Here is a 24,838-nt window from a genome sequence, read left to right on the forward strand (position 1 = left end):
CCTTTTAGTCTACAGGTTATCCCAATTATTCCTTAGTTGTCTCAACTTCGACATTCAATTTATCTGCTGATTGATGATCATCGTCATCTTCTGTATCACGCATTTCAATTTCTGTATCGTCGCTAGACATCATTTTAACGTCCATACCTAAACTTTGCAGCTCTTTAATCAATACTTTGAATGATTCAGGAACGCCTGGTTCTGGAACATTTTCGCCTTTAACAATTGCTTCATAAGTCTTAACACGTCCAACAACATCATCAGACTTCACTGTTAAGATTTCTTGAAGAGTATAAGCAGCACCGTAAGCTTCAAGTGCCCAAACCTCCATCTCACCGAAACGCTGTCCACCGAACTGAGCTTTACCTCCAAGAGGTTGCTGCGTTACAAGTGAGTATGGTCCAGTAGAACGAGCATGAAGTTTATCGTCAACCATGTGCGCAAGTTTGATCATATACATGACACCAACAGATACGCGGTTATCGAATGGTTCACCAGTACGTCCGTCATACAGGATTGTTTTCGCGTCATTTGCCATACCAGCTTCTTCAATTGTGCCCCAAACATCTTCCTCACGAGCACCATCGAATACTGGTGTTGCAATGTGAATGCCAAGGTATCTTGCTGCCATACCAAGATGAAGCTCTAATACCTGACCGATATTCATACGAGATGGTACCCCTAATGGGTTTAACATGATATCGATTGGCGTACCGTCTGGTAAGTAAGGCATATCTTCTTCTGGTAAAATACGAGAAATAACACCTTTGTTACCGTGACGTCCGGCCATCTTGTCACCTTCAGAAATTTTACGTTTTTGAACGATATATGCACGTACAAGTTGATTCACGCCTGGTGGCAATTCATCGCCATCTTCACGGTTGAATACTTTTACGTCTAAGATAATACCGCCACCACCGTGTGGTACACGTAGTGATGTATCACGTACTTCACGCGCTTTTTCTCCAAAGATAGCATGTAATAGACGTTCTTCAGCTGTTAATTCTGTTACACCTTTAGGTGTTACTTTACCAACAAGTAAATCTCCATCTTTTACTTCAGCACCAACGCGAATGATACCGCGCTCGTCAAGGTTACGTAATGCGTCTTCCCCAACGTTTGGAATGTCACGTGTAATTTCTTCTGGTCCAAGCTTCGTATCACGAGCTTCTGATTCATATTCTTCAATATGAATAGAAGTGTACACATCATCTTTTACAAGGCGCTCACTCATGATGATCGCATCCTCGTAGTTATAACCGTCCCAAGTCATGAAGCCAACAAGCACGTTACGTCCAAGTGCTAGTTCACCTAATTCCATAGAAGGACCATCCGCAAGGATTTCACCTTTTACAACTTCATTTCCAACACTTACGATTGGACGTTGGTTGTAACAAGTTCCTTGGTTAGAACGAATGAATTTTTGCATTTTGTAGCGATCTAAGTCGCCTTTTACTGTTTGACCGTCAACTTCTACATAGCGACGTACCCAAACTTCACGTGCTTCTACGCGCTCAACAACACCAGGATGTTTACAGATTACTGCAGCACCTGAGTCTTTTGCTGATACGTACTCCATACCTGTACCTACAATCGGAGATTCCGGATTCATTAACGGAACCGCCTGACGTTGCATGTTCGCTCCCATAAGTGCGCGGTTAGAGTCATCGTTTTCTAAGAACGGAATACAAGCTGTCGCTGCCGACACTACTTGTTTTGGAGATACATCCATGTAGTCGATGCGTTCTCTATTTGTGACAATGTTTTCACCACGGAAACGAGCTACGATATCTTCACTTAGGAATTCACCTTCGTCAGATAATTTCATATTCGCTTGGGCTACAACATAATTATCTTCTTCATCTGCTGTTAAGTAATCAACATGCCCTGTTACAAGACCAGTTTCTGGGTCAACACGACGGTATGGTGTTTCAATGAAACCAAACTCATTTACTTTCGCGAACGAAGATAATGAGTTAATCAAACCGATGTTTGGTCCCTCTGGTGTTTCAATCGGACACATACGACCGTAGTGAGAGTAATGAACGTCACGCACTTCAAAGCCTGCGCGCTCACGCGTTAAACCACCAGGTCCTAATGCAGATAGTCTTCGTTTGTGAGTTAACTCTGCTAATGGGTTTGTTTGGTCCATAAACTGAGATAACTGAGAACTTCCGAAGAACTCTTTAATAGATGCAATAACAGGACGAATATTAATTAGTGCCTGTGGTGTAATCGCATTTGTATCTTGGATCGACATTCTCTCACGAACAACACGTTCCATACGAGAAAGACCGATACGGAATTGATTTTGTAATAGTTCTCCAACAGAACGCAGACGACGGTTTCCTAAATGGTCAATATCATCTGTATCCCCTACTTTGTATAGTAGGTTGAAGAAGTAACTGATAGAAGCAAGGATATCACCTGGTGTGATGTGTTTCACATCACGAGTAATGTTTGCATTACCAATTACATTAATTACGCGTTCGCCTTCCGACTCAGGAGCATAAATCTTAATAGATTGCAGCTCAACATCGCCTTCTACCACTCCACCCATTGGTTTCGCTGTTTTGAATCCAATGTTTTTCTCTAAGTAAGGTAAAATGCGATCAAGTGTACGACGATCTAAGATTGTTCCTTCTGCCGCTAAAATTTCACCAGTTTCTGGATCCACTAATGTTTCAGCTAAACGTTGATTAAACAATCTGTTTTTAATGTGTAACTTCTTGTTGATCTTATAGCGACCTACATTTGCTAAATCGTAGCGCTTTGGATCGAAGAAACGAGACACAAGTAAGCTCTTAGCATTTTCTACTGTTGGTGGTTCACCAGGACGTAGACGCTCATAAATTTCAAGCAATGCTTTTTCTGTGCTATCTGTGTTGTCTTTTTCTAATGTGTTGCTTAAGTATTCGTTATCACCTAAAAGCTCGGTGATTTCTTGATCAGAGCCAAACCCTAATGCGCGTAACAAAACAGTTACAGGAAGTTTACGCGTACGGTCAATACGCACATATACAACATCCTTAGCATCTGTCTCATACTCTAACCAAGCTCCGCGGTTTGGAATTACAGTAGCAGTAAAACCACGTTTTCCGTTTTTATCCACTTTGCCACTATAGTATACGCTTGGAGAGCGAACTAACTGGGAAACGATAACACGTTCTGCACCGTTAATTACGAATGTTCCAGTCTCTGTCATGAGTGGGAAATCTCCCATGAACACATCTTGTTCTTTTACTTCACCAGTTTCCTTGTTGATTAGACGCACTTTTACACGAAGTGGTGCTGCATACGTCACATCACGCTCTTTGCATTCGTCTACAGAGTATTTAGGTTCACCTAAGCTGTAGTCGATAAATTCAAGCGATAGATTTCCCGTAAAGTCTTCAATCGGAGAAATGTCTTGGAACATTTCTCGCAAACCCTCATCAAGAAACCACTGATAAGAAGAGGTTTGAATTTCGATAAGATTTGGTAACTCTAATACTTCACTAATACGGGCATAACTTCTTCGTTGGCGGTGGCGTCCGTATTGAACTAGTTGACCTGTCAACTGCTTCACCCCTCAAATCATGAGTATTATAAATGCACAAAAAAATTTGTGCAAAATCACAAATAAATACAACTACTGCTATTAGCGTAGTCTCTTTCTCTTAAAGATAAATACGTTGAGTCTTTCTACCTGCTCAAAAAAGAAAAATGGCTTCTATAAGAAAACCATCATTCTGTTTCATAATCTGCTGATTTTACTATCTTTTCCAAGAGAAACAAAAATATACATCTTTCTCAACGCAGAAAATCATATATTGGCATTGTATAATGTTAACATAGCCAAAAATAACCGTCAACGTTTTTTTGATTTTATGATATAATATCCTTTTTTCTTTTCTACAACCTCAACTTCAGAAAATACTTCTTCTAGTTTTTTTAGCGCAGACGGTGCACCTTGTTTCTTTTGAATAACAATCCAAAGCTCTCCATCTGGAACTAAATACTCCACAGCTTTTTCTAAAATCTCATGTACGATATCTTTACCCGCACGAATTGGAGGGTTAGATAGAATAGCAGCATACTTACCATCTACATTTTCATAGACGCTACTTTGAAAAATACGTATATTCTCGATTTTGTTATTAGCGGCGTTTTCTTTCGCAAGCCCAAGTGCCCTCTCGTTCACATCCACCATGTGAACTTCACGACCTTGAAACTCTTTCGCTAACGACAAACCAATAGGACCGTATCCGCAACCTACGTCTAATATATCACCTTTAATATCTGGCATTTGAAACGCTTCAATTAAAAGACGGGAACCAAAGTCCACTTCGTTTTTCGAGAACACCCCATGGTCAGATAAGAAAGTGAATCGAGATCCACGAAGGGCAAACTCCCATCGCTTACGATCACTTTTACTAGAAGGGTCGTTAGAAAAATAATGGTCTGCCATATGGCCACCTCTTTTCTTTACAGTTAAAAAAAAAGCTCGCATGAGAGCGAGCTTTTTTTAAAGCATCAAAAGTTAATTACTTAACTTCTACAGCAGCGCCAACTTCTTCAAGTTTAGCTTTGATTTCTTCAGCTTCTTCTTTAGCAGCAGCTTCTTTGATTACTTTTGGAGTGTTGTCAACTAATTCTTTAGCTTCTTTTAAGCCAAGACCAGTGATTTCACGAACAACTTTGATAACTTTGATTTTTTGTGCACCAGCGCTAGTTAGTTCCACATCAAATTCAGTTTTCTCAGCAGCAGCTTCTCCAGCGCCACCAGCAACAGCTACAGGAGCAGCAGCAGTTACGCCGAATTCTTCCTCGATAGCTTTTACTAAGTCGTTAAGTTCTAATACAGTCATAGATTTAACTGCTTCAATGATTTGTTCTTTAGTCATTGTAAATATCCTCCCTTAAATAGGTTTGTATTGTTTTATCGATAATACGTAATTATCTTTTAAAAAATTAAGCGCCTTGCTCTTCCTTTTGGTCTGCAACTGCTTTAGTAGCAAGTGCAAGGTTACGGATTGGAGCTTGAAGAACGCTAAGAAGCATAGAAAGTAAGCCTTCACGTGATGGAAGAGTAGCGATTGCTTTAACCTCATCAAGTGTTACAAGTTTACCTTCGATTACGCCCGCTTTAATTTCTAAAGCTTCATGATCTTTAGCGAAGTCGTTTAATACTTTCGCAGGAGCAACTACATCCTCGTTACTGAACGCGATTGCGTTTGGTCCTGTTAAGAATTCATTTAACTCAGCCATTTCAGCAGATTCTGCAGCACGACGAGTTAGAGAGTTTTTGTAAACTTTGAACTCAACGCCAGCTTCACGTAATTGCTTACGTAATTCTGTTGCTTCAGAAACTGTTAAACCACGGTAGTCAACAACGATTGTAGATTTACTAGCGCGAAGTTTGTCCGCGATTTCAGTTACAACTTGTTGTTTAGTTTCGATTACTTTGCTCATGTTATTACACCTCCTGTAGATTATATAGAAGATGTACCGAAAGTGCACTAAAAACCTCCATGCCCAACTTGTAGACATGGAGGCATATAGTCACAGAAAAAAGATTCCGCTTCGTATATTAACACCTAGGTAGGAAATTAAGTCTATTGACACCTACTGTCTACGGTACACTAATTAAATTCACAACATAAATGATTATATTAAAACTTCTTTATGAAGTCAACTTCCAAAATTTACGCTAATGTAGAAACGTCTACACGTACGCCAGGTCCCATTGTAGAAGCAACTGTTACGTTCTTCATGTAAGTACCTTTTGCAGCAGCTGGCTTAACTTTTTGTAAAGTGTCAGCAATTGTTTTGAAGTTTTCTACTAATTTAGCATCTTCGAAAGATACTTTACCGATTGGAACGTGGATGTTACCAGCTTTATCAACGCGGTATTCAACTTTACCAGCTTTGATTTCGTTAACAGCTTTAGTTACATCGAAAGTAACTGTTCCAGTTTTAGGGTTTGGCATTAAACCTTTAGGTCCTAATACGCGACCAAGTTTACCAACTTCACCCATCATGTCAGGAGTTGCTACTACTACATCGAAATCGAACCAACCTTGTTGGATTTTACCGATGTAATCAGTATCGCCTACGAAGTCAGCTCCAGCAGCTTCAGCTTCTTTAGCTTTTTCACCTTTAGCAAATACTAATACACGTTGTACTTTACCAGTACCGTGTGGAAGAACAACTGCACCACGGATTTGTTGGTCAGCTTTCTTAGGGTCAACACCTAAACGGAATGCAGCTTCTACAGTTGCATCAAATTTAGCTGTGTTTGTTTTCTTTACTAATTCTACTGCTTCTGTTGCAGAGTAAGCAGCTGCACGATCAACAAGCTTTGCAGCTTCTACGTACTTTTTACCTCTTTTAGCCATTTTTATTTCCTCCTCGAATGTGGTTTTAGCGGAATAACCTCCCACGTTTACGCCTGTTTTCAGGTATAACCTGAGGATGAGCGCCATCCATTTATTTAAAAACGATAATCATTTACGATAATAAAGGTTGCGAATTGGAATTCCAGACCCGCAACCTTTTTTAAAAACAAATCGAATTAGTCTTCGATAACGATGCCCATACTGCGTGCAGTACCTTCAACCATACGCATTGCAGCTTCTACGCTAGCAGCGTTTAGGTCAGGCATTTTAGTTTCAGCGATTTCGCGTACTTTATCACGCTTAACAGTTGCCACTTTATTACGGTTTGGTTCACCAGAACCAGACTCAATACCAGCTACTTTCTTAAGAAGAACAGCAGCAGGAGGAGTTTTAGTAATGAAAGTGAATGAACGGTCCTCAAATACCGTAATTTCAACAGGGATGATAAGACCAGCTTGATCTGCTGTACGAGCGTTAAACTCTTTACAGAAGCCCATGATGTTAACACCTGCTTGTCCTAATGCTGGACCAACTGGTGGAGCTGGGTTAGCTTTACCTGCAGGAATTTGAAGCTTTACCATTTTAATTACCTTTTTAGCCACGAGACACACCTCCTTAAGTCCGTGATGTGGTCAATTGGACAGTGATTTGCCCTCCCACGTCATATTTTATCTGTAAGGATAAAATCTTTCAAAAAACGTCTCCGATAACGAAGACGTACTGACTTAAAAGATATTATCACTTTTTACAATTCATTTCAAGTTTCATTTTATAATTTTTCAATTTGATGGAAGTCAAGTTCAACTGGAGTCTCGCGACCAAACATATCCACAAGCACGCTAACCTTTTTCTTCTCCACATCAATTTCTTCAATAGCACCTGTATAATCTGCGAATGGCCCCTCATTTACACGTACTGTCTCATGAAGTTCAAAGTCGAAATCAACCACTTCGTTGTCCATTCCCATATGTTTCATAATGGTAACAACTTCCTCTTCTAATAGAGGTGATGGTTTAGATCCAGAACCAGAAGAACCAACGAACCCAGTTACACCCGGCGTGTTACGTACAACATACCAAGAGTCATCAGTCATGATTAATTCTACTAATACATAACCTGGGAACACTTTTCTTTTCATTAATTTTTCTTTTCCGTTTTTCATTTCTACTTCTACTTCTTCCGGGACAACAACACGGAAAATTTTATCTTGCATACCCATTGATTCTACACGTTTCTCTAGGTTTGCTTTTACTTTATTTTCATATCCAGAATAAGTATGGACAACATACCAACTTTTTTCCATTCATTTAGGACGAGCGTCCTTCCCTCCCTGACGTACATTTTTTTGCGCAAATGAAAAAACCCGTTCACCGGGCTTTTACACAGTTCTTATAAATAACATTATATCATGGATAAGTGCTTCTTATTCAAGAATTAACCAAGAATTAACCGAATTAAAGAAGAAATGCCCATATCAACTACTGCGAAGAAAATCGCAAAGAACACAACTGTAGCAACAACAGTCGCTGTTGAGCGGAGTAATTCATCTTTTTTAGGCCAACTTACTTTTTTCATTTCGCGACCTACATCGCCGAAAAAGTTCGTTAAACGCATCTGCGGGACCTCCAGTGTATTATTTCAATTATTTATTTTGTTTCCTTGTGAACTGTATGCTGATTGCATGTTTTACAAAACTTTTTTATTTCAAGTCGCTCTATTGAGCTCGTATCTTTCATAGTAGAGTAGTTTCGATTTTTACACTCTTCACATGAGAGTACAACTTTTTTCCTCATTAGTTACACCAACCTTGTAACATTATGTCCCTAAAAATGTATCATACAATAAAAGACAATGTCAATGACATGCATTTTGTACTCTCTACAAAAGAAAACAGGTGATTTATTTTACACCTGCAGCACTTGTTACTTCTTATGAATTTAAAGTTGTACTTTCTCTCATTTCCATATATCGTTCCAATTTCCTCTTTACTCTTTGTAAAGCGTTATCAATAGATTTCACATGCCTGTTTAACTGTTCTGAAATCTCTTGATAAGAACGACCATCTAAATATAAAGAAAGCACTTTTCTTTCTAAATCGCTTAATAATTCAGATATTTTTGATTCTATGTCTGTATATTCTTCCTGGCTAATGATCATCTCTTCAGGATCAGTCACCTTCGCTTCAGAAATAACATCCAATAACGTTCGATCAGATTCCTCATCGTAAATCGGCTTATCTAAAGACACATACGAATTTAAAGGAATATGTTTTTGTCTTGTTGCCGTTTTAATAGCGGTAATAATTTGTCGAGTGATACATAGTTCAGCAAATGCTTTGAATGAAGACAGCTTGTCCTCTTTATAATCACGAATTGCTTTAAACAACCCTATCATACCTTCTTGAACAATGTCTTCTCGATCGGCACCCACTAAAAAGTAAGATCTTGATTTCGCACGAACAAAGTTCTTATACTTGTGAATTAAATATTCTAGAGCGTCAGTATTACCTTTTCGAACTAACTCAACGATTGCCTCATCCTCTAAATCACGAAATGTAACGTCGCCTATACTTACGAAGCCTGCTTCCACCTTGATCCCTCCGACCGCTATTTATTTAGCAATATTATACAGTAAAAAGATAAAGAGCGTCAATGCTTCAACGCTCTCCTCTTCTTAATTTTTCTAATTTTTCTGTAATATCCTTACTAAATATCTTTCGCATGGCGGGCTGCTGTTCTTTCGCGTCTTTTGTACGCCTTCTTACTTGTTGTTCCATTGCTTGTACTTCCAACTCTAATTCACGCGCAGATTTTCGAAGGGCACCTTGCGCAAATATAACCCATTGTTCTGTATAATCAGAAGTCGCAACATATATTTGTGTATTTATATTTCTAAGCTCTATCGCAAGTTGCTCTATCTTTTCGTCTGCAGTTTGATTCTTTCGTGTGAATATTACTTCTACACGAGATTGTTTCATCTTTTTTTCAATACCATGGACTGTATAGGCATCAAAGACTATCATCACTTTTGTGCCTGTATAACCTTGATAATCCGCCATCTTATCAATAAGCGCATCTCTTGATGATTGTAAATCTACATCCCGCAGTTTCTTCAAATCTCCCCAAGCTCCGATAATGTTGTAGCCGTCAACGATTAAAATATCGTTCATTTTTTATTTACCAATTTCGTGACGTTTACGATATACCTCATACATTAACAAACTTGCGGCTACTGAAGCATTTAAGGATGTAACTTTACCAACCATCGGTAGAGTGATTAAGAAATCACACTTTTCACCAATAATACGACTCATACCTTTTCCTTCACTACCAATTACTAATCCAATCGGCATTGTACCATCTAAATTACGGTAATCCGTTTTCCCTTTGGCATCTGTACCAGCAATCCAAAGTCCACGCTCTTTTAATTCATCAATTGTACGAGATAAGTTTGTTACGCGCGCAACAGGAATGTATTCAATCGCTCCTGTTGATGCTTTCGCAACTGATGCGGTAAGTCCCACAGCTCTTCTCTTCGGAATAATAATTCCATGAGCTCCTGTTGCATCAGCAGTACGCATAATAGAACCTAGGTTATGCGGATCTTCAATCTCATCTAAAATCAAGAAGAACGGATCTTCATTACGTTTTTCTGCCACTTTGAATAAATCTTCTAACTCTGCATACTGATATGCAGCTACTTGAGCAATTACACCTTGATGATTACCCTCAACTAATTGATCTAACTTTTTCTTTGGTGCATGTTGTAAAATAATCTTATTTTCTTTCGCTAACGCTAGTACAATTTGTACTTGTCCTTTGGCAGCACCTTCTGCGATCCAAATTTTATTAATATCTCTCCCTGATCTTAACGCTTCAATTACAGGGTTACGTCCGATAATATATTCACTAGTCATGATGATGTGCCCCCTTCCTTTTCTTCTAAAACTGCAATTGCCTTATATACAATTTCGTCTAATCTTTCACGATTATTTAATAAATGATGATAACCAATTAGTGCTTCAAAGGCTGTACTATGTCGATATGTTTGTACATCCGTATTTTTCGGAACTGTACCTGAATTTGCATTACGCCCTCTTCTTAATACCACCTCTTCTTCCTCTGTCAAAAATGCCGTCTCTAATAAATGATAAACAACTTTCGCCTGTGCTTTTGCTGAAACAAAGCTCGTCCCTAAGCGATGTAATTGATTAGGGCGAACTTTTCCTTTTTGAAGGAGGTGATAGCGGATATATTGTTCATATACCGCATCACCCATATACGCTAACGCCAAGCTGTTTAATTGCTTTGCATCAATCATCCTTATCCTCTTTTCCATCTTGTACCTTGAGCGGTATCTTCTAAAATAATATTACGTTCTTTTAAATCGTCACGAATTTGATCAGACAATGCGAAATCGCGATTTTTACGAGCTTCAATGCGCTTTTGGATAAGCTCTTCAATTTCTTCATCCAGTAATTCTTCTTTTGATAATTCTAATCCTAAAATATCAAATAACGTTTCCAGTTGTTTTACGTATGCTTCAATCACAACTTTAGATGTATGCTCTTCAAGTAAATATTGATTTGCATGATTTGCTACGTTGTATAATTCGGTAATTGCATTTGCAGTGTTAAAGTCATCATTCATTGCCTCTTCAAATGCAGTCTGGAATTTCTCTATTTCAGCTAACCATTTCTCATTATGGTCCGTTAAATCCGTACTACTCTCCATACGATGCTTTAAGTTTCCATAAGCTGTTTTAATTCTTTCCAGTCCATTATTCGTACTTTGTAATAACTCTTCACTAAAGTTAATCGGGTGACGATAGTGTACTGATAACATAAAGAATCTAATTAACTGCGGGTCGTATTGCTTAATAATATCGTGAACTAAAATAAAGTTACCCAGCGATTTAGACATCTTCTCATTGTTAATATTAATATATCCATTATGCATCCAGTAACGTGCAAACGTTTTTCCAGTCAATGCCTCTGACTGCGCAATTTCATTTTCATGATGCGGGAACGCCAAGTCTTGCCCACCAGCATGAATGTCAATTGTATCCCCTAAGTACTTACGCGCCATTGCTGAGCATTCAATATGCCATCCTGGACGTCCTTGCCCCCAAGGGCTTTCCCAGAAGATTTCTCCTTCTTTCGCAGCTTTCCATAAAGCAAAATCAAGAGGGTCTTGTTTCTTTTCCCCTACCTCAATACGAGCACCGTGACGTAAATCTGCGATTGGTTGATGTGATAATTTACCGTAACCTTCGAATTCCTTCGTCTTAAAGTACACATCACCCTCTGATTCATATGCATACCCTTTATTCACAAGTTCTTGAATAAATTCAATAATGATATCCATATTTTCTGTTACACGAGGATGAACTGTTGCGTGTTTGCAACCTAGTGCTGTTACATCTTCAAAGTACGCTTCAACAAAACGATCAGCAATCGTTGGTACATCTTCACCTAATTCATTTGCCGCTTTAATTAATTTATCATCTACGTCCGTAAAGTTAGATACATATTGCACATCGTATCCTTTGTATTCTAAATAACGACGCACTGTATCGAATACCATAGGAGGTCTTGCATTCCCAATATGAATGTAGTTATAAACTGTAGGTCCGCATACATACATCTTTACCTTATTTTCTTCTAATGGAACAAACTCTTCTTTTTGACGTGTTAACGTATTATAAATGTGAATAGTCATTTTTATCCTTCCTTTCTACCTTTAATTCCAATTGTTTCTTCAATTTATCAAGTTCTACTTCCATAGCCTTTAATTTATCAAAAATCGGATCTGGAAGGTCAGAGTGATTTAATTCTTGACCAATCTTTACTCCATTTTGAATAACGACACGGCCAGGTATACCTACAACTGTAGAATGTGCAGGAACTTCTTTTAATACGACAGACCCTGCTCCGATTTTAGAATTCTCTCCCACAGTAATAGACCCAAGAACTTTAGCACCCGTCGCAATTAATACATTATCCTGAATTGTTGGGTGCCTCTTCCCTTTTTCTTTTCCTGTACCACCTAATGTAACCCCTTGATAAATCGTTACATTATCACCAATTTCACAAGTTTCTCCAATTACAACTCCCATTCCATGATCTATAAAAAAGCGTCGACCAATAGTTGCTCCTGGATGGATCTCAATGCCAGTAAAAAAGCGGCTCACTTGTGAAACAAAACGTGCAAGAAAGAAAAAATTTCTTTTATAAAAAGCATGTGCAATTCGATGGGCCCAAACTGCATGTAATCCAGAGTAAGTTAAAATGACTTCGAAATAACCTCTTGCCGCTGGATCCTGTTCAAAAACGACTTCAATATCTTCCCGAAGCCTCTTAAACATCGGTGTTCCCTCCCCTTTATGGGCTGCTTTTTTGTCGAACGAACTAACTCCCCTAACTCATCACTTCTCCCCTAATTCTTTATATAAGGAGATAAATTCTATATTCATACCTATTTACACGGTATAAAAAAAAAGGCGTCTCTGTCATATTGACAGAGACGCCTTTTAAGCGCGGTTCCACTCTGTTTAGGCTTAAAAAAGCCTCAAACTCATCCATGATAACGGTGTACACCGCTTCTGCTTACTTTGCGGCCTAAGACATCCCACGAAGCAATTCGCTGTTCAGCAGAAGACTCGAAGGGGCATTTCAAAAATCCGCTTATAAACCACTCCCAGCCTAAAGGTGGTTCTCTCTGTAAAAAGCCTGATTTTCTACTTCTCCTTCTCGTCGCTTTTCCTTATTAGGTTGTAGGTATACTTATTATATTTCTAAACCTAGAAAATGTTAACCAATTACTTTTTGAAGACGATTTAAAACTTTTTCTTTTCCAAGAAGTGCAATAGCATTCGGAAGCTCTGGACCATGCGTTTGTCCTGTAGTTGCAACACGGATTGGCATAAATAAATTTTTACCTTTATGTCCTGTTTCCTTTTGAACTGCTTTAATCGCTGCCTTAATTGCTGCTGGCTCCATTGCTTCTAGAGCTTCTATTTGACCAGCAAATGCACGAAGTACTTCAGGTACTTGTTCACCATTTAATACTTCTTGTCCTTCTTCTTCATAATCAACATGATCTTTAAAGAACATTTCAGAAAGCTCTACAATTTCAGCTCCAAAACTCATTTGTTCATGGTATAAAGCAATTACATCACGAATCCAAGCTTGGTCTTGTTCGCTTAAAGTTTCTCCCACACGTCCAGCTTTCACTAAATGCGGTAAGCTTAACTCTACAACCGTATCTAAATCTTGCTTTTTCATATACTGGTTGTTCATCCATTTTAGTTTTTGAGAATCAAATAATGCAGGTGATTTTGATAAACGAGCTGCATCGAACATTTTGATAAACTCATCTTTAGAGAAGATTTCTTCTTCTCCTACCGGAGACCAACCTAGTAGTGCAATAAAGTTAAAGATTGCTTCTGGAAGATACCCAAGCTCTTTATATTGCTCAATAAATTGAATAATAGATTCATCACGCTTACTTAACTTTTTACGACTTTCATTAACAATTAGAGTCATATGACCGAATTGTGGAATATCCCAGCCGAAAGCTTCATAAATCATCATTTGTTTCGGTGTATTTGAAATATGATCATCACCACGAAGTACATGTGTAATTTCCATTAGATGATCATCTACTGCTACTGCAAAGTTATAAGTTGGAATTCCATCTTTTTTCACAATAACAAAATCACCGAAATCATTTGAATGGAACGCAACTTCATCTTTTACAATATCTTTGAATGTGTAGTCACGATCAGCTGGTACACGGAAACGAATACTTGGAATACGTCCCTCAGCTTCAAATTCTTTCACTTGTTCTTCAGTTAATTCACGGTGGTTACCTGCGTAACGAGGTGTTTCACCGCGAGCGATTTGTCCTTCACGCTCTGCTTCTAGCTCTTCTTCTGTCATATAACATTTATAAGCTAGACCACGCTCTAATAAATCTTCATATAATTTTTTATAAATATCTAAACGCTCTGTTTGGCGATATGGTCCAAATTCACCACCAACATCAACACCTTCATCCCAGTCCATACCGAGCCATTTCAAGTATTTTAATTGGCTTTCTTCTCCACCAGCCACGTTACGTTTTACATCAGTATCTTCAATACGAATAATAAATTTGCCATCTAAATGACGAGCAAATAAATAATTAAATAATGCCGTACGCGCATTTCCGATATGTAAGTGTCCTGTTGGACTTGGCGCGTAGCGCACTCTCACTTGCTTTTCCATAATTGGTACACCTTCCATTCTTAATGTCAACACATTCTATAATTGTACACCAAAAAAATGTGATTATCCATCTTACGAATTAAAAACCATTATTTTTTCTGTAATAAAACAACCGCTTGAGAAGCAATCCCTTCTTCTCTACCTGTAAATCCTAATTTTTCTGTTGTTGTTGCCTTTACATTAATGTTATTGATAGACGTTTCTAACAGTTCACTAATGCGCTTACGCATGCTCTCAATATGTGGTGCCATTTTTGGTTTTTGAGCAATAATTGTACAATCTAAATTTCCTAACTCGTAACCTTGTTCACGCACAAATTCCCAAACTTTTTGTAACAATACAGCTGAATCTGCATCTTTAAAAGCTGGGTCTGTATCAGGAAAATGCTTTCCGATATCTCCTGCTGCAATCGCACCTAAACATGCATCAGCAATCGTATGTAACAATACATCTGCATCTGAATGACCAATTAATCCTTTCTCGTGTGGAATTGTAATTCCACCGATAATCAACGGACGCCCTTCCGCAAATTCATGTACATCAAAACCTTGTCCAATTCGAAACATCCTTACTTCCTCCTTAAGCTAAACTACTGAGCTTTATGACTCTATATTATATCGCTATCCTTATAAAGAAAAGCCCGGCTGTTGCCGAGCTTTTCTTTATTAACACATCATCAACGTTATTTCTTCTGAACACGTAGGAAACTTTCAGCAATTAGTAGATCTTCCGGAGTCGTCACTTTAATATTATAGTAACTCCCCTCCACTACACCAACTTGCTTCCCAACGCGTTCTACGAGACTTGCATCATCTGTGCCAAGAAAACAACTTTGCTTTGCGCTTCTATGAGCTTCTAGCAAAAGAGAAACAGAGAATCCTTGTGGTGTTTGTACAGCGTTAAGTTGAGATCGCTCTACCGTTTCTACAACAACACCCTGCTCTACTTTCTTAACAGTATCTTTTACTGGCACTGCACAAATGGAAGCTCCATATTTTTCTGCTGCAGTTAATACATCGCGAATCACTTTATTCGTTACGAACGGGCGCGCCCCGTCATGAACAAGAACATATTCGACACCACTCGCATACTGAAGTGCGTTATATACGCTATCTTGTCTTTCGGCTCCACCCTGAATAAATTGTACGTGCTTTTCAATCTGGTACTTCTGCATCAACTCTTCAAAATACGGGCGTTCTTCTTCGTTAATTGCCATAATAATACTTTTGCACGCTTTATCTTTTTCAAAAGCACGCAATGTGTGCACAATAATTGGTACTTCATCTATAAGTAAAAATAACTTATTTTTACCAGCACCCATTCGTTTCCCTTGGCCCGCTGCCGGAATAATTAATGTATACATATTAATAATCCTCTACTTATAATGCTTTTTCTAGCAATTTACGTTTTGCGAAAATCATACGACCAGCCGATGTTTGTAATACGCTAGTAACAAGTACATCAAGTTGTGAACCCACATACTCTCTACCATCTTCTACTACAATCATCGTACCATCATCTAAGTATGCAACACCTTGATTCTGTTCTTTACCATCTTTCACAACATAAACACTTAATTCTTCACCAGGGAGTACGACTGGTTTAATCGCATTAGCTAAATCATTAATGTTTAACACCGTAACCCCTTGTAATTCAGAAACTTTGTTTAAATTGAAATCGTTTGTTACTACAGTTCCACCAGTGATTTTTGCCAACTTTACAAGCTTGCTATCTACTTCTTGGATATCATCGAAATCGCCTTCATAAATTTCTACCGGAATTGGCATCTCCTTTTGAATACGATTTAAAATGTCTAGCCCTCTGCGGCCACGATTACGCTTTAAAGCATCTGAAGAATCGGCAATATGCTGAAGCTCTTCTAATACGAATTGCGGAATGACAATTGTTCCTTCTAAAAACTTTGTTTGGCAAATATCTGCAATACGTCCGTCAATAATTACACTCGTATCAAGAATTTTCCAATGAGTCGTAGATTTTTCTGCTTCGACCTCTACCTCTTCATTCTCACTATTGTTTTTCTTCTTACCTCCGCGTTGGGGTAATGTAAATAATCCTAGCAATTCATTCCTCTTTTTAAACCCTACTTGGAATCCTAAATATCCAAGTAAAAGGGTGAAGAACACTTGCAACACCGTACTAATAACTGGAATTGTAAATTCACGAATTGGTATCAAAATTAAATATGCAACAATAAGACCAGAGATTAATCCTAATGTACCAAATAAAACATCTGCTACAGGCGCCTTTACAAGAGCCTCTTCAATATGCTTAATAAGTTGAACAATATAATCTACAAGCCAAAATGTTGTTAAAAATAAAATAATTGCACCAATAATTGCACGAACATACGATCCTTCCAACAAAGGAACCGCACCGATATCTAATACATTAATAATTTTTGGGATTAAGTAAATCCCTAACGCTCCCCCGATCACTAAAAAGAAGAGCTGTACAATCCGTTTTAACATCCAACCACCTCCTACTCATTATTAACCATTGTTTCGCTAATCAAAACGCCGAATGCAAAAGCGGACGTGTTTTTTTGTAAATAGTTTTATTTACCAATATATCATATCATATACCAAAAATGTTCTAGTGTCGTTATATTATAGAATCAATGTAATATTCTTAATTGTGTCTACTCATATAGAGATGCTCTTGAATTCTTTTTAGACCTTCTCGTATTTTCTTCGCTCTCACTTCTCCAATTCCTTCCACATCATCCAATTCATTAATAGTTGCTCGGCAAACACCTTGCAATGTTTTAAATCGATTAATTAAATTCTCGATAATAAGTGGCGGAACACGAGAAATCTTGCTTGTGATTCGGTACCCTCTAGGTGTCACACTTTCTTCTAAACTTGTTTGTCCTGGATACCCAAGTAATTTAACTAAATCACTATCCTCTAAAAGTTGTGTATTTGCAAGATCTTGTAACTTTTTCAAGATTTGATGATGGTCTTGTGTTTTCTCCTGGTGATAATCTTTAATTAACAATGCTGCCTCTGCCTCTAAATCAGCTAGTAATTCTGTAAGCTGTAAACGAATTAACCTACCTTCTGTTCCTAGCTCATGAATATAGCTCAATATTTCATTTTTTATACGCAGCACCATTTCAACACTATGTAAAACGTGAACCACCTCGGACATTGTAACGACCTCTTCAAATTCTAGAATACCCAAATTCGTAATGCCGTCATTCCATACAGCCTTATATTTTTCTAGCGTTTGAATTGCTTGATTTGCCTTCGTTAAAATGACACCTATATCTTTTAGTGTATAACGTAAGTTCCCTTGATATAGCGTAATTACATTACGTCTTTGTGAAATGGCCACAACAAGGCTGCCCGTCTGCTTTGCTACACGCTCTGCTGTTCGGTGACGCATACCTGTTTCAATAGAATCAATAGATGAATCCGGAACTAACTGTGCGTTTGCAATTAAAATTTTACTTCCAGTTTCATTTAAAATAAGTGCTCCATCCATTTTTGCTAATTCATATAAACTAGCAGGAGAGAATGCGCAATTAATATGAAAACCACCATCAACAATGCTTTTAATCTGCTCATTATACCCAAGAACAATTAGTCCCCCTGTTTGTGCACGAAGTACATTATCTATCCCTTCGCGCAGTGGTGTTCCCGGGGCCACGAGCTGTAAAATATTAATTATACTTTTGACACGTTGCTTATTTTCTTCCATAGCCTAGCCTCCTAATGTCAAACGAAGCGCTTCTCCTAAATTAGAAACACCTACAACCTCAATCCCCTCTGGAATTGTCCACCCCCCTAAATTTTTTCTAGGAATGATAGCACGTTGAAATCCTAATTTAGCTGCTTCTTGTACACGTTGTTCGATTCTTGATACTCTTCTTATTTCTCCAGTTAATCCAACTTCTCCTATTACCGCATCAGTTGGTGCCGTAGATTTATCTCTAAAACTTGAAGCTATACTTAAGGCAACAGCTAAATCAATTGCCGGTTCATCTAATTTCAAACCACCAGCTACTTTTAAATACGCATCTTGATTTTGTAATAGTAAACCTGTTCTTTTCTCTAGTACCGCCATAATAAGCGAGACACGATTATGATCAATTCCTGTCGCCATTCTTCGAGGATTTCCAAAACTAGTAGGGGAAATTAATGCCTGTATTTCTACTAAAACTGGTCTTGTTCCTTCCATTGAGGCAACTACTGTTGAACCTGCAACTCCAACTGGTCTTTCCTCAAGGAAAATTTCAGAAGGATTTAAGACTTCTGCAAGGCCAAGTTCTTTCATTTCAAAGATACCCATTTCATTCGTAGAACCAAAACGATTCTTTACAGCTCGTAAAATACGATATGTATGGTGTCGATCTCCTTCAAAGTAAAGAACTGCATCGACCATATGTTCTAACATACGCGGCCCCGCAATTGCACCTTCTTTTGTCACATGTCCTACGATGAAAATTGGGATTCCCTTTGTTTTTGCAAGTTTCATTAATTCTGCTGTACATTCACGTACTTGCGCCACGCTACCAGGAGCTGATGTCACCTCAGGTAAATGTATCGTTTGAATAGAATCAATAACAACAAAAGCAGGATTCATCTCTTCAATATGTGCTGCAATACGCTGTAAATCTGTCTCTGATACAACAAATAGATTACTACCATTTACATGTAAACGATCTGCACGAAGTTTAATCTGCTTTGCTGACTCCTCACCTGATATATACAATACATCATATGAAGCATCTGCTAATTGCGAGGAAATCTGTAATAATAACGTTGATTTTCCAATCCCAGGGTCCCCACCAATAAGTACTAAAGATCCATCTACAATTCCGCCACCTAGTACACGGTTAAACTCCTGAAATTTTGTTTCAATACGTGCCTCAGACTTTGTTTCTACTTCTGTAAGACGTCTTGGTTTTGTTACTTCTGTTTGAATTGCATTTGCATAATTTAGGCGTCTGGATGATACAACGGGTTCCATCTCTTCAACAAGCGAATTCCATTGACCACACCCTGGACATTTACCCATATATTTTGGTGATTGATAACCACACTCTTGACATGTGAATTTTGTTTTCTTTTTAGCCATATCTTTTTATATTTCACTTCGCTTTCATCTATAAACATTTGACCTTCTCGTACAAGAAAGAGGGCTATCTCGTAGCCCTCTTAGTTTGTCTATACTTATTTTACCTTTTCAGCACTATGAATGACAAATGTTTCCCCTTCTACATCAAAGATAACTTTTTGTCCTTTCTCAATAGCACCTTTTAAAAGTTCTTCCGATAGTCTATCTTCTACATGCTTCTGAATTGCTCTACGTAGTGGACGAGCACCATATTCACGATCAAACCCCTTATCAGCAATAGCTGCAATCGCCCCTTCTGTTAATTGCAATTCAATTTCTTGTTCTTTTAAGCGATTCACTAACTGATTTACCATAAGAGTCACAATTTCTTGAATATGTTTTTTCTCAAGCATATGGAATACGATAATTTCATCAATACGGTTTAAGAATTCTGGACGAAATGCCTTTTTCAGCTCATCCATTACTTTACCTTTCATATCCGAATAATCACGGCTTTCATCTTGTACGTTAAATCCAAGATGTTTGTTACGTTTTAACGCCTCAGCACCAACGTTAGACGTCATAATAACAATCGTATTACGGAAGTCAACTGTACGTCCTTTAGAATCAGTTAAACGACCATCTTCCAATACCTGTAGTAAAATATTAAATACATCAGGATGCGCCTTCTCTACTTCATCTAATAGGACAACTGAATACGGCTTACGACGAACCTTCTCTGTTAATTGTCCGCCTTCTTCATACCCAACATATCCTGGAGGAGAACCAACTAAGCGAGAAGTTGAATGTTTCTCCATATACTCAGACATATCAATGCGAATCATTGCATCCTCATCACCGAACATAGATTCTGCCAATGCTCTTGCTAATTCTGTTTTACCTACACCTGTTGGTCCTAAGAAAATAAATGAACCAATTGGACGTTTCGGATCTTTCAGTCCTGCTCTTGCACGACGAACAGCTTTCGCTACAGCCACTACCGCTTCATCCTGGCCGATGACACGATCATGAAGAATGGATTCTAAGTTTAATAATTTATCAGTCTCTGTTTGTGCAAGTTTAGAAACAGGGATACGTGTCCATGTAGAAACGACATTTGCAATATCTTCTACCGTAACCTCTGAATTTTCTTTTCCTTGTTGTTCTTTCCACTGACGCTTTGTATCTTCCAATTTCTCACGTAAGCGTTGTTCCATATCACGTAAGGAAGCAGCCTTTTCAAACTCTTGACTTTGTACAGCCGCATCTTTTTCTTTTCGAATTTCCTCAAGATTCACTTCAAGCTCTTTTAAGTTTGGTGGTGTTGTATAAGAACGTAAGCGAACCTTTGAAGCAGCTTCATCAATTAAATCAATTGCTTTATCTGGTAAGAAACGATCCGTAATATAACGATCGGAAAGTTTCACAGCTGCATCAATTGCATCATCTGTAATAGACACACGGTGATGGGCCTCATAACGATCGCGTAAACCTTTCAAGATTTGAGTTGATTCTTCTAGACTCGGCTCATCAACATGAATTGGCTGGAAACGTCTCTCTAAAGCTGCATCCTTTTCAATATATTTACGATACTCATCTAAAGTTGTCGCACCAATACATTGTAATTCTCCGCGTGCTAAAGATGGTTTTAAAATATTTGATGCATCGATTGCACCTTCTGCTCCACCTGCACCGATTAATGTATGAAGTTCATCAATAAATAGAATAATATTCCCTGCTTGACGTATTTCATCCATTACTTTCTTTAAACGATCTTCAAACTCACCACGATATTTCGTCCCAGCTACCACTGTTCCCATATCTAGTGTCATAACACGCTTATCTCTTAACGTTTCAGGAACTTCATTATTTACGATTTGCTGTGCTAACCCTTCAGCAATTGCTGTTTTACCTACACCAGGCTCTCCAATTAACACTGGATTGTTTTTTGTTCTACGGCTTAACACTTCAATTACACGTTGAATTTCTTTACTACGTCCAATAACAGGATCCAAACGATTCTCACGTGCAACAACTGTTAAGTCGCGCGCTAAACTGTCTAGTGTCGGTGTATTTGCATTTGTCGATGAACCACCTTGGTGACCTGAACTTGCTTCGTTACTTCCAAGAAGTTGTAACACTTGTTGTCTTGCTTTGTTAAGGCTGACGCCTAAATTATTTAAAACACGTGCCGCTACACCTTCACCTTCACGGATTAAGCCAAGTAAAATATGTTCTGTTCCAACGTAAGAATGTCCTAGCTTACGCGCTTCATCCATAGACAATTCAATAACTTTTTTAGCACGAGGTGTATAATGTACAGTTTGAGAAGCTTCTGTTCCACGTCCAATTAACGCTTCTACCTCTTTTTGCACTTTCTCCGGGCTCAATCCAAGAGCAATTAACGCTTTTGCTGCAATTCCTTCACCTTCGCGTACAAGCCCAAGTAAAATATGTTCTGTTCCAATATTATTATGCCCAATGCGAATTGCTTCCTCTTGAGATAAAGCTAATACTTTCTGTGCTCTTTCTGTAAATCTTCCAAACATCATAGAAATCGCCTCCTACTTGCGCTTAGTTTTTTTCAATACGTAATCGCTCACGGATTAAGGTTGCTCTTCGATAATCTCTTTCTTCTGGTCCTAAAGGTCCTCCTGCGTATTGTTGTAAAATACCTGGTTGCGTAAGAACCATTAGCTCAGTCAAAATATTTCTCGATATACCTTTTATATATCCTAGATCAATACCAAGTCGTACATCCGATAAGCAAGTTGCCGCTTCTGCAGATTGAATTAAACGACTATTTGCTAGTATACCGTAAGAACGATAAACCTTATCTTCAAGCTCAATACTCGAATTTTGTACAATTAATTCTCTGGCCAATTTTTCTTGTTGTATAATTTGCTGCATGACACTCTTTAAATCTGCAATAATATCTTCTTCGGATTTCCCTAGCGTCATTTGATTTGATACTTGAAATATATTACCTAACGCTTCGCTACCTTCACCGTATATTCCTCTTACTACTAAACCTAATTTTTGAATTACTTGTATAATACGGCTAATTCTTTTTGTTAAAACCAGCCCTGGTAAATGAATCATTACAGAAGCTCTTAATCCTGTACCAACGTTAGTAGGACAACTCGTAATATATCCAAGTGATTCATCAAAAGCATATTCAACCTCTTTCTCAATCCAATTATCTATTTGATTGGCGCTTTGAAGCGCCTTTGATAACTGTAGTCCTGGAAATAGGCACTGAATCCTAATGTGGTCTTCCTCATTAAGCATCACACTAATGTGTTCGCTTTCTGATAACAGACATGCTCCATATTCAGTCCCTGCTAGATTTGGACTAATTAAATGCTTTTCGACTAAAACTCTCCTTTGAAGAGGCGTTAATTCATTCATTTTTAATAGTCCAAACTTCCCAAAGGGCTCTACCGCTTTATTTATAAATTTCTTTTTAAATAATTCTTGAACCTTTTGAGCTTCCTCTTCGTTTTGCATAGTAGAAAATTGATATTGCTTAAAATTACGAGCCAAACGAATTCGACTACTTAAAACAATATCAGAATCAGGGCCATCCCCCTTCATCCATGGACTAATCGCTTCATTCATAATTTTGTCCAGTGACATAGAACTACTCCCCCTCTCTATGCTCACTAAGCTGAGTTTCAAGCCCTCGAATTTCATCTCTTACCTCAGCAGCTTTCTCAAACTCCTCATTCTGTACATATTGTTTCAGAATAAGTTTTAGTTCATCTAATTCTTTCTTTAAGTGGATATTTCCTTCCATTCGTTCCGGAATTTTTCCACAATGTTCTGTATGTCCACCATGAAGTCGTTTTAACAATGGGTTTAAGTGTCCTTTAAATGTATCGTAACAAGAAGCACAACCAAGGCGTCCCACCTTTGTAAAATGTTCGTATGTCATCTTACAACCTGGACATCTTATTGTATTTGTATTTGAAAACCCGTTTTTTCCTTCTCCAAACATTGTTGATTCACCGTGTAATAAACCAGCAAATACATCATGAAATGAAAAGTTAGACTGTGATGATTGAAAGAAAGACGTATAGCCACTTTGCTCTGCACATTGCTCACAAAGATGAACTTCCGCCTTCTTCTCGTTGATTACTTTTGTATAATGTAAAGTTGCTGGTCTTATATTACAGTTTTGACAAGTCATCAATATCCCCACCTTTACAACAGGAACGATCTACCTCATGATACTTTTCATACATTACTAGATTGTCCTCTTTCCTTAATCCATTTAGATAAAAGTACATGCTCTTTTTCAAAACTTCTACAATATTTAACTGCCCTATCTTAATTATCATTCTTTTACAAAAGCTGTATTTATTTATATTTCAGTGTTCTTAACATTGCGCATAATATTCGAGCCCTAAGTTCATCTCGAGAAGGAATATCCATTGATAATACAGAACGATCTAGTACACTTAACATTAGTTTTGCTTCACGGCCTGTTATGATTCCCTCTTCTAATAAACGTATAATCATACTCTCTGCATTCCCTTGTGCAACGCTATGATCAATCATATGAAGCATTTGATCAATAATGTCTATATCATCATGCAGTTTGACTTTTATAATGCGAATGTAACCTCCTCCACCACGTTTACTTTCTACTACAAATCCTCTTTCTAATGTAAAACGGGTATTGATTACATAATTGATTTGAGATGGTACGCACTCGAATCGATCCGCAATCTCATTTCTTTTGATTTCAATCACATTATTATTACTTAAGTCAATAACTTGCTTTAGATATTGCTCAATGATATCAGATATATTTCTCATTTATCCGCCACCTTTATTGACTTTGACTATCTTTGACTTTAATTATATACGTATTAATAAAATTTGCAACTCTTTTGCTTATTCACTATCCTAGCCACATTCCCCTGCATTTAATCAAAATAGTAATTATTTAAGGACATTTTTTTAATTACTATGGATTATAAAAGAAAACACGAAAAAACACGAGTCATTTGACTCGTGTTTAGTTGCTTGGCGACGTCCTACTCTCACAGGGACAAGGTCCCAACTACCATCGGCGCTAGAGAGCTTAACTTCCGTGTTC

At 38.0% G+C, this 24,838-nt stretch carries 25 protein-coding genes and 2 other annotated features; all 25 genes read right to left on the reverse strand.

Translation table 11 applies throughout. The features are described from left to right. Positions 1 to 25: 25 nt before the first annotated feature. Positions 26 to 3,559: a DNA-directed RNA polymerase subunit beta gene (rpoB, locus tag AB6801_RS29350; protein WP_000147553.1), complete on the reverse strand. Its 3,534-nt coding sequence runs from the start codon at positions 3,557 to 3,559 to the stop codon at positions 26 to 28. A 291-nt stretch (positions 3,560 to 3,850) separates the two neighbouring features. Next, positions 3,851 to 4,450 carry a class I SAM-dependent methyltransferase gene (locus AB6801_RS29355; RefSeq protein ID WP_000763262.1) on the reverse strand — a complete coding sequence of 200 codons (600 nt, stop codon included), beginning with the start codon at positions 4,448 to 4,450 and terminating at the stop codon, positions 3,851 to 3,853. A 76-nt stretch (positions 4,451 to 4,526) separates the two neighbouring features. Continuing rightward, on the reverse strand, positions 4,527 to 4,886 hold the full coding sequence (gene rplL, locus AB6801_RS29360; protein ID WP_000159736.1) for a 50S ribosomal protein L7/L12: 360 nt from the start codon (positions 4,884 to 4,886) through the stop codon (positions 4,527 to 4,529). 67 nt (positions 4,887 to 4,953) lie between these two features. Continuing rightward, positions 4,954 to 5,454 (reverse strand): 50S ribosomal protein L10, encoded by a 501-nt coding sequence (rplJ, locus tag AB6801_RS29365; protein ID WP_000048716.1) that lies wholly within the window; start codon positions 5,452 to 5,454, stop codon positions 4,954 to 4,956. Positions 5,455 to 5,493: 39 nt separating this feature from the next. Further along, positions 5,494 to 5,638: a sequence feature (ribosomal protein L10 leader region), on the reverse strand. A gap of 49 nt (positions 5,639 to 5,687) precedes the next feature. Further along, entirely contained in the window at positions 5,688 to 6,380 is a 693-nt protein-coding gene (gene rplA, locus AB6801_RS29370; RefSeq protein ID WP_001987630.1) for a 50S ribosomal protein L1, read from the reverse strand. 176 nt (positions 6,381 to 6,556) lie between these two features. Continuing rightward, positions 6,557 to 6,982 (reverse strand): 50S ribosomal protein L11, encoded by a 426-nt coding sequence (rplK, locus tag AB6801_RS29375; protein ID WP_001085872.1) that lies wholly within the window; start codon positions 6,980 to 6,982, stop codon positions 6,557 to 6,559. 167 nt (positions 6,983 to 7,149) lie between these two features. Next, complete coding sequence (gene nusG, locus AB6801_RS29380) at positions 7,150 to 7,683, reverse strand: transcription termination/antitermination protein NusG (RefSeq protein ID WP_000415794.1); 534 nt, start codon at positions 7,681 to 7,683, stop codon at positions 7,150 to 7,152. A gap of 131 nt (positions 7,684 to 7,814) precedes the next feature. Then, positions 7,815 to 7,994 (reverse strand): preprotein translocase subunit SecE, encoded by a 180-nt coding sequence (secE, locus tag AB6801_RS29385; protein ID WP_001241323.1) that lies wholly within the window; start codon positions 7,992 to 7,994, stop codon positions 7,815 to 7,817. 32 nt (positions 7,995 to 8,026) lie between these two features. Beyond that, positions 8,027 to 8,173, reverse strand: a complete 147-nt coding sequence (gene rpmG / locus AB6801_RS29390) for a 50S ribosomal protein L33 (protein WP_014481927.1) — start codon at positions 8,171 to 8,173, stop codon at positions 8,027 to 8,029. Positions 8,174 to 8,309: 136 nt separating this feature from the next. After that, positions 8,310 to 8,969: an RNA polymerase factor sigma-70 gene (locus AB6801_RS29395; RefSeq protein ID WP_000387193.1), complete on the reverse strand. Its 660-nt coding sequence runs from the start codon at positions 8,967 to 8,969 to the stop codon at positions 8,310 to 8,312. 67 nt (positions 8,970 to 9,036) lie between these two features. Continuing rightward, positions 9,037 to 9,549 (reverse strand): NYN domain-containing protein, encoded by a 513-nt coding sequence (locus AB6801_RS29400; protein ID WP_000997880.1) that lies wholly within the window; start codon positions 9,547 to 9,549, stop codon positions 9,037 to 9,039. A 3-nt stretch (positions 9,550 to 9,552) separates the two neighbouring features. Further along, on the reverse strand, positions 9,553 to 10,296 hold the full coding sequence (gene rlmB / locus AB6801_RS29405) for a 23S rRNA (guanosine(2251)-2'-O)-methyltransferase RlmB (RefSeq protein WP_000200237.1): 744 nt from the start codon (positions 10,294 to 10,296) through the stop codon (positions 9,553 to 9,555). Beyond that, on the reverse strand, positions 10,293 to 10,700 hold the full coding sequence (locus AB6801_RS29410) for a Mini-ribonuclease 3 (RefSeq protein ID WP_074541886.1): 408 nt from the start codon (positions 10,698 to 10,700) through the stop codon (positions 10,293 to 10,295). The genes rlmB and AB6801_RS29410 overlap by 4 nt, the downstream gene beginning before the upstream one ends. 2 nt (positions 10,701 to 10,702) lie before the next feature. Further along, positions 10,703 to 12,100, reverse strand: a complete 1,398-nt coding sequence (cysS, locus tag AB6801_RS29415) for a cysteine--tRNA ligase (RefSeq protein ID WP_000152276.1) — start codon at positions 12,098 to 12,100, stop codon at positions 10,703 to 10,705. Further along, the gene (gene cysE, locus AB6801_RS29420) at positions 12,081 to 12,746 is read right to left on the reverse strand and encodes a serine O-acetyltransferase (RefSeq protein WP_000476497.1); all 666 of its coding nucleotides are present in this window, start codon (positions 12,744 to 12,746) and stop codon (positions 12,081 to 12,083) included. The genes cysS and cysE overlap by 20 nt, the downstream gene beginning before the upstream one ends. A gap of 151 nt (positions 12,747 to 12,897) precedes the next feature. Then, positions 12,898 to 13,144 (reverse strand) — a binding site (T-box leader). A 47-nt stretch (positions 13,145 to 13,191) separates the two neighbouring features. After that, positions 13,192 to 14,649, reverse strand: a complete 1,458-nt coding sequence (gltX, locus tag AB6801_RS29425) for a glutamate--tRNA ligase (RefSeq protein ID WP_000415143.1) — start codon at positions 14,647 to 14,649, stop codon at positions 13,192 to 13,194. A gap of 89 nt (positions 14,650 to 14,738) precedes the next feature. Further along, on the reverse strand, positions 14,739 to 15,215 hold the full coding sequence (gene ispF / locus AB6801_RS29430; protein ID WP_000488388.1) for a 2-C-methyl-D-erythritol 2,4-cyclodiphosphate synthase: 477 nt from the start codon (positions 15,213 to 15,215) through the stop codon (positions 14,739 to 14,741). A gap of 116 nt (positions 15,216 to 15,331) precedes the next feature. After that, entirely contained in the window at positions 15,332 to 16,012 is a 681-nt protein-coding gene (gene ispD, locus AB6801_RS29435) for a 2-C-methyl-D-erythritol 4-phosphate cytidylyltransferase (RefSeq protein WP_000288284.1), read from the reverse strand. 16 nt (positions 16,013 to 16,028) lie between these two features. Then, on the reverse strand, positions 16,029 to 17,138 hold the full coding sequence (locus AB6801_RS29440) for a PIN/TRAM domain-containing protein (protein ID WP_000919677.1): 1,110 nt from the start codon (positions 17,136 to 17,138) through the stop codon (positions 16,029 to 16,031). 160 nt (positions 17,139 to 17,298) lie between these two features. Next, the gene (gene disA / locus AB6801_RS29445) at positions 17,299 to 18,372 is read right to left on the reverse strand and encodes a DNA integrity scanning diadenylate cyclase DisA (RefSeq protein WP_000392158.1); all 1,074 of its coding nucleotides are present in this window, start codon (positions 18,370 to 18,372) and stop codon (positions 17,299 to 17,301) included. 3 nt (positions 18,373 to 18,375) lie between these two features. Continuing rightward, positions 18,376 to 19,752, reverse strand: coding sequence for a DNA repair protein RadA (gene radA / locus AB6801_RS29450; RefSeq protein WP_001085202.1), 1,377 nt, complete (start codon positions 19,750 to 19,752; stop codon positions 18,376 to 18,378). A 95-nt stretch (positions 19,753 to 19,847) separates the two neighbouring features. After that, positions 19,848 to 22,283, reverse strand: coding sequence for an ATP-dependent protease ATP-binding subunit ClpC (gene clpC / locus AB6801_RS29455; protein ID WP_000971187.1), 2,436 nt, complete (start codon positions 22,281 to 22,283; stop codon positions 19,848 to 19,850). Positions 22,284 to 22,305: 22 nt separating this feature from the next. Continuing rightward, positions 22,306 to 23,370 (reverse strand): protein-arginine kinase McsB, encoded by a 1,065-nt coding sequence (mcsB, locus tag AB6801_RS29460; protein ID WP_000050842.1) that lies wholly within the window; start codon positions 23,368 to 23,370, stop codon positions 22,306 to 22,308. Between the two features lie 4 nt (positions 23,371 to 23,374). Further along, on the reverse strand, positions 23,375 to 23,923 hold the full coding sequence (mcsA, locus tag AB6801_RS29465) for a protein-arginine kinase activator protein McsA (RefSeq protein WP_000128398.1): 549 nt from the start codon (positions 23,921 to 23,923) through the stop codon (positions 23,375 to 23,377). A gap of 170 nt (positions 23,924 to 24,093) precedes the next feature. After that, positions 24,094 to 24,555, reverse strand: coding sequence for a transcriptional regulator CtsR (gene ctsR / locus AB6801_RS29470; protein WP_001244565.1), 462 nt, complete (start codon positions 24,553 to 24,555; stop codon positions 24,094 to 24,096). Between the last annotated feature and the right edge of the window lie 283 nt (positions 24,556 to 24,838).

It is taken from the genome of Bacillus sp. RCC_6_1 (assembly GCF_041360755.1).
GTDB classification, from domain to species: domain Bacteria; phylum Bacillota; class Bacilli; order Bacillales; family Bacillaceae_G; genus Bacillus_A; species Bacillus_A cereus.

What these genes read in the sequence shown, in the direction of transcription:
- gltX (WP_000415143.1), bottom strand. Translation starts at nt 14,649, where the DNA reads ATGGAAAAGCAAGTGAGAGTGCGCTACGCGCCAAGTCCAACAGGACAC.
- mcsB (WP_000050842.1), bottom strand. Translation starts at nt 23,370, where the DNA reads ATGTCACTGGACAAAATTATGAATGAAGCGATTAGTCCATGGATGAAG.
- ispF (WP_000488388.1), bottom strand. Translation starts at nt 15,215, where the DNA reads ATGTTTCGAATTGGACAAGGTTTTGATGTACATGAATTTGCGGAAGGG.
- ctsR (WP_001244565.1), bottom strand. Translation starts at nt 24,555, where the DNA reads ATGAGAAATATATCTGATATCATTGAGCAATATCTAAAGCAAGTTATT.
- rlmB (WP_000200237.1), bottom strand. Translation starts at nt 10,296, where the DNA reads ATGACTAGTGAATATATTATCGGACGTAACCCTGTAATTGAAGCGTTA.
- radA (WP_001085202.1), bottom strand. Translation starts at nt 19,752, where the DNA reads ATGGCTAAAAAGAAAACAAAATTCACATGTCAAGAGTGTGGTTATCAA.
- disA (WP_000392158.1), bottom strand. Translation starts at nt 18,372, where the DNA reads ATGGAAGAAAATAAGCAACGTGTCAAAAGTATAATTAATATTTTACAG.
- cysS (WP_000152276.1), bottom strand. Translation starts at nt 12,100, where the DNA reads ATGACTATTCACATTTATAATACGTTAACACGTCAAAAAGAAGAGTTT.
- nusG (WP_000415794.1), bottom strand. Translation starts at nt 7,683, where the DNA reads ATGGAAAAAAGTTGGTATGTTGTCCATACTTATTCTGGATATGAAAAT.
- AB6801_RS29410 (WP_074541886.1), bottom strand. Translation starts at nt 10,700, where the DNA reads ATGATTGATGCAAAGCAATTAAACAGCTTGGCGTTAGCGTATATGGGT.
- rplL (WP_000159736.1), bottom strand. Translation starts at nt 4,886, where the DNA reads ATGACTAAAGAACAAATCATTGAAGCAGTTAAATCTATGACTGTATTA.
- secE (WP_001241323.1), bottom strand. Translation starts at nt 7,994, where the DNA reads ATGCGTTTAACGAACTTTTTCGGCGATGTAGGTCGCGAAATGAAAAAA.
- rplA (WP_001987630.1), bottom strand. Translation starts at nt 6,380, where the DNA reads ATGGCTAAAAGAGGTAAAAAGTACGTAGAAGCTGCAAAGCTTGTTGAT.
- rplJ (WP_000048716.1), bottom strand. Translation starts at nt 5,454, where the DNA reads ATGAGCAAAGTAATCGAAACTAAACAACAAGTTGTAACTGAAATCGCG.
- mcsA (WP_000128398.1), bottom strand. Translation starts at nt 23,923, where the DNA reads ATGACTTGTCAAAACTGTAATATAAGACCAGCAACTTTACATTATACA.
- clpC (WP_000971187.1), bottom strand. Translation starts at nt 22,283, where the DNA reads ATGATGTTTGGAAGATTTACAGAAAGAGCACAGAAAGTATTAGCTTTA.
- AB6801_RS29355 (WP_000763262.1), bottom strand. Translation starts at nt 4,450, where the DNA reads ATGGCAGACCATTATTTTTCTAACGACCCTTCTAGTAAAAGTGATCGT.
- AB6801_RS29440 (WP_000919677.1), bottom strand. Translation starts at nt 17,138, where the DNA reads ATGTTAAAACGGATTGTACAGCTCTTCTTTTTAGTGATCGGGGGAGCG.
- cysE (WP_000476497.1), bottom strand. Translation starts at nt 12,746, where the DNA reads ATGTTTAAGAGGCTTCGGGAAGATATTGAAGTCGTTTTTGAACAGGAT.
- rpmG (WP_014481927.1), bottom strand. Translation starts at nt 8,173, where the DNA reads ATGAGGAAAAAAGTTGTACTCTCATGTGAAGAGTGTAAAAATCGAAAC.
- AB6801_RS29400 (WP_000997880.1), bottom strand. Translation starts at nt 9,549, where the DNA reads ATGAACGATATTTTAATCGTTGACGGCTACAACATTATCGGAGCTTGG.
- ispD (WP_000288284.1), bottom strand. Translation starts at nt 16,012, where the DNA reads ATGTATACATTAATTATTCCGGCAGCGGGCCAAGGGAAACGAATGGGT.